14 protein-coding genes are annotated in these 15,273 nt (G+C 66.2%); 13 read left to right on the top strand and 1 reads right to left on the bottom strand.

The features are described 5' to 3' along the window. Nucleotides 1-57: 57 nt before the first annotated feature. The 6 genes from O0K41_RS03635 (at nt 58) to eptA (ending at nt 5,346) form a co-directional block, all read left to right on the top strand. Nucleotides 58-405, top strand: coding sequence for an RcnB family protein (locus O0K41_RS03635; protein WP_005409930.1), 348 nt, complete (start codon nt 58-60; stop codon nt 403-405). Nucleotides 406-476: 71 nt separating this feature from the next. Beyond that, nucleotides 477-1,007, top strand: a complete 531-nt coding sequence (locus O0K41_RS03630) for a nuclear transport factor 2 family protein (RefSeq protein WP_012480496.1) — start codon at nt 477-479, stop codon at nt 1,005-1,007. A gap of 104 nt (nt 1,008-1,111) precedes the next feature. Next, entirely contained in the window at nt 1,112-1,786 is a 675-nt protein-coding gene (locus O0K41_RS03625) for a response regulator transcription factor (RefSeq protein ID WP_032962486.1), read from the top strand. Continuing rightward, on the top strand, nt 1,783-3,015 hold the full coding sequence (locus tag O0K41_RS03620) for a HAMP domain-containing sensor histidine kinase (RefSeq protein WP_149501159.1): 1,233 nt from the start codon (nt 1,783-1,785) through the stop codon (nt 3,013-3,015). The genes O0K41_RS03625 and O0K41_RS03620 overlap by 4 nt, the downstream gene beginning before the upstream one ends. 59 nt (nt 3,016-3,074) lie before the next feature. Continuing rightward, nucleotides 3,075-3,461, top strand: a complete 387-nt coding sequence (locus tag O0K41_RS03615) for a diacylglycerol kinase (RefSeq protein ID WP_005409934.1) — start codon at nt 3,075-3,077, stop codon at nt 3,459-3,461. Between the two features lie 73 nt (nt 3,462-3,534). Beyond that, nucleotides 3,535-5,346: a phosphoethanolamine transferase EptA gene (gene eptA / locus O0K41_RS03610; protein ID WP_088437093.1), complete on the top strand. Its 1,812-nt coding sequence runs from the start codon at nt 3,535-3,537 to the stop codon at nt 5,344-5,346. On the opposite strand, the gene O0K41_RS03605 is transcribed toward eptA, so the two are convergent. Further along, the gene (locus O0K41_RS03605) at nt 5,250-6,170 is read right to left on the bottom strand and encodes a M14 family metallocarboxypeptidase (protein ID WP_005409936.1); all 921 of its coding nucleotides are present in this window, start codon (nt 6,168-6,170) and stop codon (nt 5,250-5,252) included. The genes eptA and O0K41_RS03605 overlap by 97 nt on opposite strands. A gap of 145 nt (nt 6,171-6,315) precedes the next feature. Here O0K41_RS03605 and O0K41_RS03600 point away from each other — a divergent pair, with 145 nt between their 5' ends. From O0K41_RS03600 to O0K41_RS03570, 7 genes are all read left to right on the top strand, one after another. Next, entirely contained in the window at nt 6,316-6,969 is a 654-nt protein-coding gene (locus tag O0K41_RS03600; protein ID WP_088437094.1) for a DUF3348 family protein, read from the top strand. Between the two features lie 10 nt (nt 6,970-6,979). Continuing rightward, entirely contained in the window at nt 6,980-9,244 is a 2,265-nt protein-coding gene (locus tag O0K41_RS03595) for a DUF802 domain-containing protein (RefSeq protein WP_088437095.1), read from the top strand. Next, nucleotides 9,241-9,879, top strand: a complete 639-nt coding sequence (locus O0K41_RS03590; RefSeq protein WP_005409939.1) for an OmpA family protein — start codon at nt 9,241-9,243, stop codon at nt 9,877-9,879. Before O0K41_RS03595 ends, O0K41_RS03590 begins: the two co-directional genes overlap by 4 nt. Further along, nucleotides 9,869-10,246 carry a DUF2894 domain-containing protein gene (locus tag O0K41_RS03585; protein WP_088437096.1) on the top strand — a complete coding sequence of 126 codons (378 nt, stop codon included), beginning with the start codon at nt 9,869-9,871 and terminating at the stop codon, nt 10,244-10,246. The genes O0K41_RS03590 and O0K41_RS03585 overlap by 11 nt, the downstream gene beginning before the upstream one ends. A gap of 282 nt (nt 10,247-10,528) precedes the next feature. Next, nucleotides 10,529-10,993, top strand: coding sequence for a YrhA family protein (locus tag O0K41_RS03580; RefSeq protein WP_212745527.1), 465 nt, complete (start codon nt 10,529-10,531; stop codon nt 10,991-10,993). A 305-nt stretch (nt 10,994-11,298) separates the two neighbouring features. Next, nucleotides 11,299-13,617: a TonB-dependent receptor gene (locus tag O0K41_RS03575; protein ID WP_149501160.1), complete on the top strand. Its 2,319-nt coding sequence runs from the start codon at nt 11,299-11,301 to the stop codon at nt 13,615-13,617. Between the two features lie 21 nt (nt 13,618-13,638). After that, nucleotides 13,639-15,099: an esterase-like activity of phytase family protein gene (locus tag O0K41_RS03570; protein ID WP_088437099.1), complete on the top strand. Its 1,461-nt coding sequence runs from the start codon at nt 13,639-13,641 to the stop codon at nt 15,097-15,099. The last annotated feature ends 174 nt before the right edge of the window (nt 15,100-15,273 follow it).

The following is a 15,273-nucleotide window of genomic DNA, read 5'->3' as shown; positions in this document are numbered from 1 at the left end:
ATTGCCCTATATTCCCGCCACAGCGCCGCATGCTGCGGCCATGACGGAGGCATCCCCATGAAGACCACACGTTTGCTTGCCATCGCATTGAGCGCAGCCACCGCGTTGGCCGCGGCCCCCGCCTTCGCCGATCCGCCGCACCACGCCCGAGGCAACGGCCCGCCGCCGCACGCAGGCGGCCCGCACCACCGCGATGCGCCGCCGCCGGGCTGGCAGAAGAAGGCCTGGCGACGTGGCGAGCGCCTGCCGTGGGCCGAAGTGGACCGCCGCTACTGGGTAGACGATTACGCGCGCTATGACCTGCGCGAGCCGGGCCGCGACCGACGCTGGGTGCGCCAGTCCGATAACGAGTACCTGCTGGTGGAGATCGCCACCGGCTTGATTGTTGACGCGCTGCATCGTTGAATGCGGAGCGCGCCGGGGCCCTGTAGCCGTGGCCCTGGCGCGCTCCCACCACACTGCGGCCGACATGAATGATGCGAACCACCGGATTCCAGAGCGCGTTTCTCATTGTTGGCCTCATCGCAGGCCAGCCGGCTCACGCTAGCCAGCAACCATCAGCGGCGGATGTAAAAGCGATCGAACAGGTGGTCGAAGCGTTCCGCACCTCGCTGATCAACAAGGACAAGCCGACCTACATGGGCCTGTTCTTCTCGGACAAACCAGAAGACATCGGCTGGCAGTTCGTTTCCGAGGACGTGCGCCTGCAGGACATCCGCAAGGCCAAGCCCGATGCAATCAAGGCACGGCAGATTCCTGCAAACAACTTCATCGCGCTGATCGACGGGGCGGTGGCCTCGCCGAAGCCGAAGGAGGAGAAGTTCTCCAACACGAAGATCGAGACGGATGGTGATGTGGCTTCGGTCTCGTTTGACTACAGCTTCCACGACGATGGGGTGAAGACCAACTGGGGCAAGGAAATGTGGCAGCTGATCCGCACCGAACAGGGCTGGAAGATCTTCTCGGTGATCTACTCGGTCCGCGATTCTCGCAGCCCGGCCGATTGAACGTCGCTTGATGGGGCCGAACCCAGGCCGCGATCCATTCAGCAAGGGCATTGGCATTCGGCCAGCGATCGGGCAGAGTTCGGCCACGCGCAAGGACGCATGCCATGACCCGCCTGCTGATCATCGAAGACAACCCCGAGCTGGTTGCCAACCTGTATGCCTTCTTTGAACCGCTGGGTTACGTACTGGACGACGCCCGCGACGGCGCCAGCGGACTGCGCCGGGCCACGCAGCACGACTACGACGCCATCCTGCTGGACCTGATGCTGCCGCGGCTGGACGGCATGACGCTGTGCCAGAAGCTGCGCCAGGAGTTCCAGAACCCGGTGCCGATCCTGATGCTGACCGCGCGCGATCCGGTCGAAGACCGCGTGCAGGGCCTGGCCCTGGGCGCGGATGACTACCTGGTCAAACCGTTCTCGCTGACGGAACTGGATGCGCGGATCAAGGCCCTGGTACGCCGGGCGCAGGGTCGCCAGGTCCAGAGCGTGCTGGCGTGGAAGGACCTGCAGGTGGACACGCGCTCGCCACAAGCCTGGCGGCAAGGCCGCTGCATTGCGCTGACGCCCACGTCGCACAAGTTGCTGATGTGCCTGGTGCGTGCGGCGCCGGCCGTGGTGCGCAAGCAGGAAATGGAGTACCTGGTCTGGGGCGACGAGCCACCGGACAGCGGCGCGCTGCGAACCCACATCCATGAGCTGCGCCTGCAGGTGGACCGCAGCTTCGACACCGCGCTGATCACCACGGTGCACAGCGTCGGCTGGCGCATGCAGGCGTGACTCGTGCCTCCCTCTACCGCCGCCTGAGCCTGCGCACCCGCATCACGATCTCGTTCGTGCTGTTGATGGCCGGTGCCATGGGCTTCATCGTACTGGCGGAACAGGTGGACTACGACCAGGTCCGGGCCGCTGTCGTCGCGCGGACCCAGGACAATGAAGTACGCCGCCTGCAGGACGAACTCGCCCGTGGTCGGCGTCCCGACCTGCCCTCCGGCAGCGCACTGTTCGATGCCCAGGACGTGCCTGTCGTGCTGCGCCGATATGGCCCGGGATATCACGGCGAAGCAGCACCCAACGAGTGGCACCTGCGCGTGTTCGACAGTGCCGGCCAACGTTACTACCTGCTGCAGGACGCAGCCCCCTATGGCTATCTGGAATACCTGATCAATGCCTTTGCGGCACTGGTCATTTCGATCTGCGTGCTTGGCGCCTTCCTGATCGGTCGCAAGGTCGCGACCCACGTCATCGCGCCCATCACACGATTGGCCGATGCGGTGCAGGACGGCCACAAGCCCTTTCCCTACCAGGACGCACGCGATGAGATCGGCGTGCTCGCGCGCGCCTTTGCCCGCCATAGTGACGAGCTCGAACGGTTCCTGCATCGCGAACAGTGCTTCAGCGGCGATGCCAGCCACGAGCTGCGCACGCCCTTGGCCATCATCGGTGGTGCTGCCGAGACGCTGGCCTGCCAGCTTCCGACCGACAGCCACCTGGTTCCCAGTGCCGAGCGCATCCTGCGCACCACCCAGGAGATGCAGCGCCAGCTGACCTGCCTGCTGCTGCTCTCTCGCGCCCCCAGCACCGTGCCACGCAACGAGGTGGCCCTGCGTGCGCTGGTTGAATGCTGCATGGATCGGTGCCAGCCCTGGCTTTCCGGCAAGCCGGTGATCGTTGCGTTTGATGCCCTGCATGACACCGTGCTGCACACCAACGCGGATCTTGCGCACAGCGTGATCTGGAACCTTCTGCGCAACGCCTGCCAGTACACCGAAAGCGGCGAAGTCCGGATCACCCTCCACGACGCTGCACTCATCGTCGCCGACACGGGGCCCGGCCTGCCCTCCAGTATCGATCCACAGCTGTTCCAGCGCTTCGTGCCCGGTAGCGTGCACAGCGGCGAGGGGCTGGGGTTGTCGATCGTGCAGCGCATCGTCGAGCACCTGGGTTGGAGGATGACGGTGCATTCATCGCAGCAGGGATGCCGGTTCAGCCTGGAGTGGCCCCTCTGACGATTTCCTGACGCACGCGTGCACATGCTGGGGATTGCTCACTTCACGGCGGAAACCGCATGCAGCACCCCAAGGACAGCGGCAAGTACCCGCACGGGAAGACCGGCCTGAGCCGCATCTTCCACACCCTCATCCATTCGCGCGATGGATTCGTCGCCACCTTCCGCGGCGAGGCAGCCTTTCGCCAGCTGCTGCTTCTGCACGCGCTGTTGATCATTGCAGCGTTCGTACTGGACATCAGCGCGGTCGAGCGCGCGATAGTGCTTGCGGTCTGCTTCATCAGCCTGCTGGTGGAACTGCTCAACTCGGCGATCGAAGCGGTGGTTGATCGCATCTCCCTGGAACAGCATCCACTGTCAAAGAACGCCAAGGATATGGGCAGCGCCGCGCAGACCACCGCACTGTTGATGGTGGGCGCGGTGTGGGGCGTCATCCTGCTGGGCTAGTCCGCCCAACCTGACAACTTCCTGATAAAGCGGTTTCGATACTGCGCGCACTCCCGCTCCACGGAACCTGCTCGTGCGTCAATGCCGCCGTTTTCCACGGCCCCATCCGATCGTTCTGGTCTGGGCCGTCGCACTGTTCTTCACCACGATTGGAAACATCGCCCTCTGGAAGACGCTGTGGGGGCTGGTCGACCTCAACAGCGTGCGCAGCGTGCTGTTCCTGGCCAGCCTGCCGGTGGTGCTGTTCTGCCTGTTCAACCTGTTGCTGACGCCACTGCTGGCACTGCCGTTCCTGCGCAGGCCGCTGCTGGTGCTGCTCGTTGTCGTCAGCGCCGCCTGCAGCTACTTCATGCTGCACTACAACGTGCTGATCGATCGCAGCATGGTGCAGAACGTGTTCGAGACCAACCAGGCCGAACTGAACGCCTATCTGTCGCTGCCACTACTGTTGACCCTGCTGGCACTGGGCGTGCTGCCTGCTGCCGGGCTCGCCCTGGTGCGCACCACCAGCGGGGCCGGCTCGATACGTTCGCTGCTGGTGTGGCCGGCCAGCGCTCTGGCGTCATTGCTGGTACTGCTGGCAATCGGCTTCGCGTTCTACAAGGACTACTCCTCGCTGCTGCGCAACAACCGCTATCTCCGTGACCAGGTGCTGCCGTTGAATGTCGTGCGCCATACCCACGGTTATCTGAACGGCCTCTACAGCGCCCGCCAGCAACCCTTGCGCCCGATCGGCATGGACGCACGGCGCGTACCGGGCCCGCGTCCGAAGCTGGTGGTCATGGTCGTCGGCGAGACCGCGCGATCACAGAACTTCCAGCTCAACGGCTACCCACGCGCGACCAATCCCCGGCTATCGCGCAAGGAAGGCGTCATCAGCTTCAGTGATGTTTCCTCATGCGGAACCGCAACGGCGATCTCGGTGCCGTGCATGTTCTCGCAGATGACCCGCCGCCAGTATGACGATGTACGCGCAGCGACCGAGGAGAACGTGCTCGACATCCTGCAGCGCACCGGCATCAGCGTGCTCTGGCGCAACAACAACAACGGGGGCTGCAAAGGCGTGTGCGAACGCGTGCCGACCGAGGACATGCCCGCGCTGAAGGTGGCCGGCCAATGTGTCAATGCCGACGGCACCTGCTATGACGAGGTGCTGCTGCATCAGCTCGGTACACGCATTGACGCCATGAACGGTGACGCCCTGGTCGTGCTGCACCAGCTTGGCAGCCACGGCCCGACCTACTTCGAACGCTACCCGGCACAGTCGCGGGCATTCAGTCCGACCTGCGACAGCAACCAGATCCAGCAGTGCAGCAACGAGGCGCTGGTCAACACCTATGACAACACCCTGGTCCACACCGACCGCATGCTTGGCAGGACCATCGACCTGCTGCAGGGCTATTCGGACCAGCGTGATGTCGCGCTGATCTATGTGTCCGACCATGGCGAGTCGCTCGGCGAACGTGGCATGTACCTTCACGGCACGCCTTACTTCATCGCGCCGCGCGAGCAGACCCAGGTGCCGATGGTGATGTGGTTCTCACCGGAGTTCAGCCGCAACGCGGGCGTGGACCTGGCCTGCCTGCGCGGGAATGCCCTGCACCGGGCGCACAGCCACGACAATGTCTTCCACTCACTGCTGGGCCTGTTCGGGGTCAACACCACGGTGTACCAGCCCGATCTGGATGTCTTCGCCGGCTGCCGCGCGTCGGCTTCGCCGGCTGTGGCCACCTCGCCAGCCAAAGAACGGCGCCGGTTGATGCCGGTCGCTGCCCGCAACGTGGCGCGTTACTGCGCCGCCAGGGCGAAATCCAGGCCCGCACACACCGCCGCCACCTGGGCGTCGTTGCATTCCTGCGGGTTGGTGCGCGGGCTGTCCGGGTAGACCTCGGTGGTGGTGGCAAAGCGCGCGTCGGTGAAGCCGGCGCAGGCGCCGATCGAGCGCGACTCACCCCACACCACGCCCGGCGACTGCAGCGGCAGGCCGACCAGGTTGCCCTCGGCGTCGGCCGGGGCGATATGGGTGACTGGCGCGACCGCGGCGATCAGGGCCTTCTGGAACTCGGCCTGCGGATCCTCGCTGTTGCCGATCACGTAGAAGCCATCCGGAATGGTGTCGCGCTCGAACGGCTTGCCGTCGCGGGCGCAGCGCGCCGGATCGAACTCGTGCAGGTCGCTGTCGGTGGTCTCGTGCAGGTCCAGGTGCACCAGCAGGTTCGGTTTGCGCTCGGCCACCCAGGCCATCAGCGCGGCCGCTTCCTCGATCTGGCCGCCGTCACGGAAGCTGCGGTTGGGATCGATGGCATCCGGGTTCCAGCGCTGGATGCGCTCGTAGCCCCACGGGCTGACGCACGGTGCCACGATCAGGTTCAGCCGGCCCAGGTAACGCTCAGCCTGCTGTTCCAGGAACTGCAGGGCGCCATGCACGCCGCTGGTCTCGTAGCCATGCACGCCACCCGTGATCAGTGCGGTCGGCAGCGCCGGGTTCCAGTCGTGGTTGACCACGGCGAACAGCGGGTAATGGTCCGGCGCATAGTCCAGCTGGCCGTACTGGATCACATCGAAGCTGTCGTCCAGGCGCTCGAGCGCTGCCACCACGTCATCGTGGTAGCTGCGCTGGCGCTGCTGGCGGGCCCGCCACTGTGCGCGTTCCGCGTCGCCCCAGGGCTGTCCGGGGGTGCCGATCGGGTAGAACTGCGCAACGGTCATTGGGGAACTCCAGGGGTCGAACGGATGGGTGCAGCCGGACATTCTAAGCCTTGTCGCGCCTGCGGGCGCCCCCGCCCGGCCCCGCCTTCATCCAGGCCGGGTCATCTGGTTGTAAAATCAACGGTTTTTGGCCCCTCACCCCTTGATGGCGAAAGCAGCGCAGCCGGTCCTGGGTGGACCGGAATTCCTCCGCCTGCTCGCCCGTCTCAGCGACGGCGCGATGCCGGCCAGCAGTCCCGCCCTGACCGATCGCCTCGGCCAGTGGGTGGACTGGAGCCGTGCCGTGGCCCTGTCCGGGGCGCTCGGCGGACGCCTGCCCGAGCCCGGTGAAGCCGCCGAGGCGGTCGAGGATGTGCTGGCCGACTGCGCGCAGGCGCACGCCAGCCTGCTGGCCTCGATCAGTGAGGACGCCGAGGCCGAGCGCCTGCTGGATCTGGCCGAAGCTGCCGCTGCACCCAACTTCGCCTCCCTGCGCCAGCGCTATCGGGTACTGCAGCAGGCCATCCAGACCGCCACCGGGCTCCTGCGCGGCCGCCTGCGCGACCAGCTGGTGCAGGTTTCGCCCGAGCTGGCGCGGCTGGCCGAGGTCGATGCGGTGATGGAACAGACCCTCACCCCGCGCGAGCACAGCCTGCTGACCACTGCGCCGGCCGTGCTCGGTGCCCGTTTTGAACGCGTGCACGGCCAGCCCGGCTGGCGCGCGGCCTTCCGCCATGACATGCGCACCCTGCTGCTCGCCGAGCTGCAGCTGCGCTTCCACCCGATCGAAGGGCTGCAAGACGCCCTGCGCTCCCACTGACCGGAACACCATGTCCAGAACTGCTTTCCATGTCGTTGTTTTCCTTGTCGGCCTGCTGGCCGTGTGCTGGATCGGCATTGGCTATGTTTCGGTGCATCCGCTGGGTGCAGCGGTGGCGGCGATCATCGCGGCCTGCTACATCGCCGGTGGCGTGGAGCTGTACCGCTACCGCCAGGCCAGCAACGGCCTGCGCAGCGCACTGAACGACCTGTCCAGCGCGAAGGAGAGCCTCGCTCCCTGGCTGGAGCGCGTACCGGTAGGCCTGCGCAACGCCGTGCGCCTGCGCGTGGAAGGCGAGCGTACCGCCCTGCCCGCTCCGGTGCTGACCCCTTACCTGGTCGGCCTGCTGGTGCTGCTGGGCATGCTCGGCACCCTGCTGGGCATGATGGACACGCTGCGTGGCACCGGACTGGCCCTGCAGAGCGCGACCGACATGGCCGCGATCCGCGGCTCGCTGGCCTCGCCGGTGCAGGGTCTGGCGGTGGCATTCGGCACCTCGATCGCCGGTGTGGCCAGCTCGGCCATGCTCGGCCTGCTGGCGGCGCTGCTGCGTCGTGACCGCCTGCAGGCCGTGCAGCAGCTGGATCGCGCCATTTCCGGCGACCTGCATCCGTACTCGCAGGCCTGGCAGCGCGCCGAGTCGCTGCGCCTGCTGCAGGCACAGTCCGCGGCGCTGCCGGCGCTGGTCGACCGCCTGCAGGCGATGACCAGCACCTTTGAACAGCACAGTGCGGCCGCCAATGAGCGCCTGCTGGCCGGCCAGGCCGAGTTCCTGACCCAGAGCCAGGCACTGCAGGAACGCCTGGCGGTCTCGCTGCAGCAGTCGCTGCGCGAAGGAGCTGAAGCCAGCGCCGCCGCCATCGGTGGCGCGCTGCAGCCGATGGCCGAGACCACCCTAGCTGGCCTGGCCCATCACGGCGAAGCACTGCATGCCCGCGTCGAGCAGGCCGTGCAGCAGCAGCTGGCCGGCCTGAGCGACGGTTTCGAGCGCAGCCGCGTCGCAACCGAGGCCAGCTGGGCCAAGGTGGTGAGTGAACAGACCCAGGCACAGCAGGCACTGGTGAGCGACCTGCGCCAGCACCTGCAGGCCTTCAGCGATGGCCAGGCCACGCATGCCGAAGCGCTGGTCACACGTATCGGCGAGCGCCTGCAGGCCGATGCACAGGACAATGCGGAGGCCTTGCGTGCTGCCGCCGAACAGCAGCAGGCCCTGAATACTGCGCTGGTCGAACGTCAGCAGCAGGCGTTGATCGCCGCCAGCGAGCATCTGGACGCGCGTGCGCAGGCGCTGCTGCAGGCACTGGAGCAGCAGCACAGCGCCAGCCAGTCGCTGCTGCAGGATCATGAAGCGCAGCGCTCGCAGCAGTGGCAGGCCGCGCAGGCCAGCGCCGCGACCGCGCACGCCGAACTGCAGGCCAGCCTGGACAGCCGCGAGCAGCAACGCCAGGCCCGCTGGGACGCGGTCAGCGCCGAGTTGCAGCAGGCCCACGCCGCCCTGCAGGCGCAGCTGCAGGCCGGCGACGAACAGCGCCTGCAGCGCTGGAGCGATGCTCTGCAGCACGTTTCCACCGAGCTGGCCGAGCGCCTGCAGGCCAATGGCGAACGCCTGGCCGCGCAGCAGCAGCGCGTCTGCGACACGCTGGCGGAGACCGCACAGCAGATCGGCGAGAATGGTCGCGCACAGGCCAGCGCCACGCTGGCCGAAGTGTCCACCGTGCTGCAGACCGCCGCCGCCGCGCCCAAGGCCGCAGCCGACGTCATCAACGAGCTGCGCAGCACGCTGTCCGAGAGCCTGGTGCGTGACAACGCGATGCTGGAGGAGCGCGGACGCCTGCTGGCCACCGTGCAGACCCTGCTGGATGCGATCAACCATGCCTCGCACGAACAGCGCACCGCTGTGGACGCACTGGTCGGTGGCTCGGCCGAGTTGCTGGAACGCGTTGGCAACCGCTTCACCGACCATATCGCCGCCGAGACCGGAAAGCTGGACGGTATCGCCGCAGCGCTCCACGACAGCGCCGGTGAAGTCGGCCAGCTGGCCAGCAGCTTCGGCGAAGCGGTCGCGCAGTTCGGCAGCGCCTCCACCGAGCTGTCCGGCCGCCTGGAACAGATTGGCGGCGCACTGGACGCCTCGCTGGCCCGCAGCGACGAGCAGCTGGCCTACTACGTGGCGCAGGCGCGCGAGGTGGTCGACCTCAGCCTGCTGTCGCAGAAGCAGGTGATGGAAGAACTGCAGCAGCTGGCCGCGCGCCGCGGCAAGGCCGGCAGCGCATGAGCGACGAGCTGGAGGTCGATGGCGGCTCGCATGCCCCGATCTGGGCCGCCTTCGGCGACCTGATGTCGGTGCTGCTGGGCGCGTTCGTGCTGATACTGGTCGGTGTGGTCGCGGTGCAGCTGGAGCTGTCGCAGCGGCTGGACCAGGAAGTGAAGCAGCGCCAGGCCGAAGCCAAGCGCCTGCAGACACTGGAGCAGGCACTGGCTGGCCCGCTGGCCGCCGGTCGCGTGACCCTGGTCGATGGACGCATCGGCATCAGCGGCAGCGTGCTGTTCGCGCTGAACTCCGACCAGCTGCAGCCGGAAGGCCAGGAGCTGCTGCGCAGCCTGGCCGCGCCGCTGGCCGCCTACCTGGGCAGCCGCGAAGAAATCCTGATGGTCAGCGGCTTCACCGATGACGCGCCGGTACGCGAAGGCAACCGGCGTTTCGCCGACAACTGGGAGCTGTCCGCGCAGCGCTCGCTGACCGTGACCCGCACCCTGATAGCCGATGGCGTACCGGCTGACGCCGTGTTCGCCGCCGCGTTCGGCAGCGAGCAGCCGGTCAGTTCCAATGCCAATGAGGAAGGCCGCGCACGCAACCGCCGCGTGGAAATCGCGCCGATTCCCAAGCCCAAGGCTCCGGATGCCAAGTAAGCCGCCAGCGCTCGAAGGCCTGCGCGCACTGGTGCGCGACCTCGATGCGGGGTCGCGCTCGCTGCCGCATTACCCGCAGGTGCCGATGCTGCAGCAGGTGCAGCGCGAGTGGTCGGAGCTGCGCAGTGAACTGCAGGTGCGCCGCTCACTGCGCACCGAGGCCCCGGCCGACGGCGGCCCGCTGAACTCGGCGGTGCTGGTGCAGCGCATGCTGGACACGATGCAGGCCACCAGCCCCGGCTACCTGCGGCACTTCATCGACTATGTGGATACGTTGTCGTGGCTGCAGGCGCTGCAGGATGGCGCCGCCAGCAGTGCGGATGCCGCAAAGCCGAAGCGCACGCGCAAGCCGCGCAACGCGGGTTGATCGCACATTGACGCCGGCCCTGTTCCGCGCCTCTGGATACGACACTCCCTGATCCGGGCGCCTGGAAACGATGCTCCTGATCCGCGCACCTGGTAGACGCCAACCTTGGTTGGCGCTTTTCGGTTTCCAACCGTGCTGCTGTCCAATCGACGCTGAGTGCCAACCACGTCATTGCTTGGCTGCCTTCGCTTATATGGACCGACTTGCATTGACGTCGGATGGTGAATCCAGCCAATGTCTGGCTGCCTACCTCCCTCACCCGCCGAGCTCCAACCTCTGCATATGCAGCCACTAGCTGGAACCAGACTTCTTAAACTCCGCGCGAACCTCGATGAGGCCGAGATGTACCTTGGCCCTCCACTCGGACGTTCTGGCATCGAATCACTTCAGAGCGTGGCGCTTTCTACGCTAGGCACCGCCCTGCCAGAGTCTTATCTGGACTTCCTTTCAAGCCACGACGGCCTGGTAGCAGAGGGAGTCTTCCTTTACTCGAGCATTCCACGTACCTATCCCGGTGGCGGGACAGCCCATGCGTTGGTGGAAATGAATCTCCTTGCACGCGACCAGGGATTCATGGACGGCTATGTAGAGCTCGGAGAGAGTGATATGGACTGCTATGTCTTCGAGTTCAGAACCAGCCTGTACCAGGTCCGCGACAAAGTGGCGTTCGACAACGTATATGAGGAATTCGTGTCCTTCGACGGGCTTCTCTCCCACATACTCGATTTGATCGAACAACACTGTTGAAGGCAACCGGACTGTAGCTCATCCAACAGAATGGCGCAGCCGCCATTCGGCGCTGCGCATGCCAACCAAGGTTGGCATCTACCACAGCAGTACGTCGGTCGTTTGGCGCGAAAAGCAACACCGCCACGCGGGCCAGTCACCAGTGCAGATGAACATGTCACCAGACAGTCATCTGTCTAGCGCACCATTTTCACGTTGACCCACGGCGCCTGCAGTGCCTGCCGGTCGCATCGGCTATCTCCCTCTTCAAACGCCATGAGCTCCGCGCCCACGCGGCGGCTCGTGCCTGCCTGAGTGTCCGTAACATGACGAAAACTTTGTTGGCCGCCGCGCTGTCGATCGCGCTCGCTCCTGCGGCCTGGGCGCAGGATGCTGCCCCGACCTCCAGCACACCCTCCGCCACCACCCTCGATGCGGTCTCGGTGATCGGCAGCGGTGAAGCGCGCCAGGTGCAGCGCATCACCCGCGAGAACCTCGACATCCTGCCGCCGGGTACCAGCCTGCAGAAGACCCTGAACCTGCTGCCGGGCGTCAACGCCCAGTCCGCCGATGCGCTGGGCACCAACGAGCAGTCGATGACGCTCAGCCTGCGCGGCTTCAACTCCACCCGCCTCGGTTACACGCTCGACGGCGTGCCGCTGGGCGACGGCGCGTACAACAACTACAACGGCCTGACCATCAACCGCGCGCTGATCAGCGAGAACATGGCCGGCGCCGAGCTGGCGGTGGGCATCGGCAGCCTCGGCACGCCGTCCACCAGCAACCTCGGCGGCACCATCTCCTATACCTCCGATCGCCCGGCCCAGGAACTCGGCGGCCGCTTGGTGCAGACCTTCGGCAGCAATGCCAATCGTCGTGCTTTCGTGCGCGTGGACAGCGGCGAGTACAACGGTTTCTCCGGCTACGTCTCCGGCATGAATGCCGTCTCCGATCTGTGGAACGACCAGACCGCCTACAACAAGTCCACCACCAAGCAGTTCAATGCCAAGGGCGTGTGGAACTTCGGCCGCGGCCAGATTACCGGTTTCATCGATACCTCGCGGACCACGCAGGCTGACTACTTCTACCTGTCCAAGGACGAGATGTCGCGCGGCCTGGGCTGGGACTGGGGCGGTTACGCGCCGGACTGGAACAAAGCCGTAGCCAAGGCCTACTGCAATACCGCCAGCCTCAACGCGAAAAAGTGCGACAACAGCGGCCCGGACAAGGATGCCGACGGTGCCTTCACCGCCGGTCAGATCCTGCGCGATGACAACCTGTACTACCTGGCCGGCGACTTCTTCCTGGCCGATGGCTTCAGCCTGCGGGCGCTGGCCTACCACCACGATGACCGTGGCGAAGGCCACAACTGGAACAGCGGCGCGTGGTCGAACAAGGGCACCGCGCAGGAGATTCCGATCATCTTCCGCAACACCATCTACACCATCGACCGCGATGGCGGCACGCTGTCCTTCGACTGGGAGCTGGGCGCGCACCGCATCGAAGGCGGCGTCTGGTACGAGCGCAACACCAGCAGCGCCGAGCGCTACCAGACCGCCGTGGATGGCCCGCGCGACCTGAGTGGCATGAATACCCTGCCCTCCGACGTCGGCGTGTTCGCCCAGCGCACGCGTTGGAAGACCCATCAGTTCTTCCTGAAAGACACCTGGCGCCTGCTTGATGATCGCCTGACGCTGGAGTTCGGCGCCAAGAGCCCGCATGCCACCTCCGATGCACAAGCACTACCGGGCGACGCGAAGACGCCGATCTCGCCGACCTCGAACAACCAGTTCGCCACCGGCTCGCTGAAGGCGAGCAAGAATTTCCTGCCCAGCATCGGCGCCAACTTCCGCCTGGCCGAGCACCACGAAGTGTTCGCCAGCTACGCCGAGAACATCGCCATGTTCCAGGGCGGGTTCAAGCTGGGCCCGCAGGCGGTCAGCCAGGCCACCTGGAATGCGCAGGGCAGCCTGAAGCCGGAGGAATCCCGCTCGCTCGAAGCCGGCTACCGCCTCGTCACCGATACCCTGCAGGCCTCGATCGCCGCCTACAGCGTGCGCTTCGACAACCGCCTGCTGCAGTACAACCCCTGTGACTCGCGCCAGCCGGTCGGCCCGATCTGCGGCAACCGTTTCTACAACGTGGGCGGCGTCGACAGCCGCGGCGCCGAGCTGACCGTGCTGTGGACCCCCAGCGAGCACTTCAGCTGGTACACCTCGGCCTCGCTGAACCGTTCGACCTACGCCTCCAACTACGTGCAGGCCGGTGTAGAGCAGCACATCAAGGGCAAGATCCAGACCGATACACCCAAGCAGCTGCTGGCCACGGAGATCACCTGGCGTGACAACGGCTGGTTCGCCAGCCTGCGCGGCAAGTACACCGGCGAACGCTTCTACACCTACACCAACGACCAGGGCTTCGGCGGCTTCACAGTGTTCGACCTGGCCGGTGGCTATGACTTCGGCCAGATCGGCTTCGCCAGGGGCATGCGCCTGTCGTTCAACGTGACCAACCTGACCAACAAGCGCTACGCCAGCAACCTGGATTCGAGCGTGTTCGCACCCAGCGACCCGGCCGGCAAGCTGTATGTGTTCCATGCCTCGGCACCGCGCCAGGTGTTCGGTACGATCGACCTTCGCTTCTGATTGATCGCCCGGAGTCCACCGATGCTCGCCACCGCCCTGCTGCTGGCCACGCTCTCCGCCAGCGGATACTTCGCTCCGCACGAGGCAACGGGTGCACCACCACGCACCCTGCAGCTGGGCGGTCGTACCTATGTCGACAAAGGCCTGGTCGCCGCCGGGCGGCTGCCGGCGGGCACGGTGGATTTCCTCGGCGACACGCTGGGATCGTTCTCGTCGCTGACGGTGCAGCCTGGCACCTGGAAGCGCACTGCCAACGGCTACGAAGGCGTGCTGTGGACCCTGCCCGACCGCGGCCGCAATGATCCGGAGGCCGGCCTGTTCTACGACTATGCCGGCCGCGTGGAGCGCATGCAGCTGCGCATCGACATTATCCCAGGCAAGCCCGGTGTGCTCGGCACGCTGACGATGGTGCCGGACAAGGGTGTGGTACTGAAGGACTTCAACGGGCAGCCGTTCACCGGTGCTGACCCGGGTGAGCACACGATCACCCAGCGCGATGTGGTGCTGCCCTCGCCGGCCAGCGGCGCAGGCGCTGGCAAGGTCTCGCTGGATGCAGAGTCGCTGCAGTTCACCGCCGATGGCCACTTCTACATCGGCGACGAGTACACCGCCAACGTCTACTACTTCGATGCACAGGGCCAGCTGCAGGGCGTGATCGTGGCGCCGCCGGCGATCCGTCCGCAGCGAGATGGCAAGCCAGCGTTCGGTTCACTGGCGCCACCGCAGACCGGCCGCCGCAACAACCAAGGCGTGGAAGGCATGGGCCTGTCACCCGACGGCAGCCGCCTGTTCGTGGCCCTGCAAAGCGCGACGCTGCAGGACAGCGCGCAGGGCAATGCGGCCGGACGCATCAACACCCGCGTGCTGGTCTACGACGTGACCACCTCGCCGACGCCACAGCAACCAATCGGCCATTACGTGATGGCCCTGCCTGCCTACGCGCATGACGGCAAGGGCAAGCTGGACCGCACCGCCGCGCAGAGCGAGCTGCGCGCGCTGGACGACCATCGCTTCCTGTTGCTGGCCCGCGACGGCAACGGGCTGGGCAAGGACGGCGATGACCCGATCGTCTTCAAGTCGGTGCTGCTGGTGGATGTGGCCGATGCCAGCAACCTGGCGGGAAGCAACCATGAGTCCGGTACGGCCTCGGTGTTGGCCAACCCGACGGACACCGTGTTGAAGGACGGCATCGTGCCCGCACGCAGCGACGAACTGCTGAACCTGCTCGACCGCCCGCAGCTGGCCCGTACCGGGCTGGATCTGGACACCAAGCGCGGCCCGCATGCCGGACTGCTCTCGGAGAAGTGGGAAGCCATGGACGTGCTGCCAGCGCTGGAGCCGCAGCATCCGAACGACGTACTGCTGCTGATCGGCAACGACAACGACTTCATCGCCCGCCATTGCCGCATGCAGGGCCAGGCCTGCGACAGCCCGTACGACAACGACAACCGCGTGCTGGTGTACCGCCTGACCTTGCCCTGACTGCAATGGGAGTGCCGGCCGCTGGCCGGCATCACAACCAGACCGACCACGGCCGAGGCGCGCGCAAGCGGCACTGAACAGTGAATGGCCGCGCTGAACATTGACTGGTAGTGCCGGCCGCGGGGCGGGCGCGATGGTTATGCGCCCCCGGGAGGGGGGTGGGGGGGGGGGGGG

It is taken from the genome of Stenotrophomonas sp. Sm2128, from assembly GCF_030985535.1.
Lineage (GTDB): Bacteria > Pseudomonadota > Gammaproteobacteria > Xanthomonadales > Xanthomonadaceae > Stenotrophomonas > Stenotrophomonas maltophilia.
This window is presented reverse-complemented; position numbering and strand designations above follow the sequence as displayed.

What these genes read in the sequence shown, in the direction of transcription:
- O0K41_RS03635 (WP_005409930.1), top strand. Translation starts at nt 58, where the DNA reads ATGAAGACCACACGTTTGCTTGCCATCGCATTGAGCGCAGCCACCGCG.
- O0K41_RS03630 (WP_012480496.1), top strand. Translation starts at nt 477, where the DNA reads ATGCGAACCACCGGATTCCAGAGCGCGTTTCTCATTGTTGGCCTCATC.
- O0K41_RS03625 (WP_032962486.1), top strand. Translation starts at nt 1,112, where the DNA reads ATGACCCGCCTGCTGATCATCGAAGACAACCCCGAGCTGGTTGCCAAC.
- O0K41_RS03615 (WP_005409934.1), top strand. Translation starts at nt 3,075, where the DNA reads ATGCAGCACCCCAAGGACAGCGGCAAGTACCCGCACGGGAAGACCGGC.
- O0K41_RS03605 (WP_005409936.1), bottom strand. Translation starts at nt 6,170, where the DNA reads ATGACCGTTGCGCAGTTCTACCCGATCGGCACCCCCGGACAGCCCTGG.
- O0K41_RS03600 (WP_088437094.1), top strand. Translation starts at nt 6,316, where the DNA reads ATGGCGAAAGCAGCGCAGCCGGTCCTGGGTGGACCGGAATTCCTCCGC.
- O0K41_RS03595 (WP_088437095.1), top strand. Translation starts at nt 6,980, where the DNA reads ATGTCCAGAACTGCTTTCCATGTCGTTGTTTTCCTTGTCGGCCTGCTG.
- O0K41_RS03590 (WP_005409939.1), top strand. Translation starts at nt 9,241, where the DNA reads ATGAGCGACGAGCTGGAGGTCGATGGCGGCTCGCATGCCCCGATCTGG.
- O0K41_RS03585 (WP_088437096.1), top strand. Translation starts at nt 9,869, where the DNA reads ATGCCAAGTAAGCCGCCAGCGCTCGAAGGCCTGCGCGCACTGGTGCGC.
- O0K41_RS03580 (WP_212745527.1), top strand. Translation starts at nt 10,529, where the DNA reads ATGCAGCCACTAGCTGGAACCAGACTTCTTAAACTCCGCGCGAACCTC.
- O0K41_RS03575 (WP_149501160.1), top strand. Translation starts at nt 11,299, where the DNA reads ATGACGAAAACTTTGTTGGCCGCCGCGCTGTCGATCGCGCTCGCTCCT.
- O0K41_RS03570 (WP_088437099.1), top strand. Translation starts at nt 13,639, where the DNA reads ATGCTCGCCACCGCCCTGCTGCTGGCCACGCTCTCCGCCAGCGGATAC.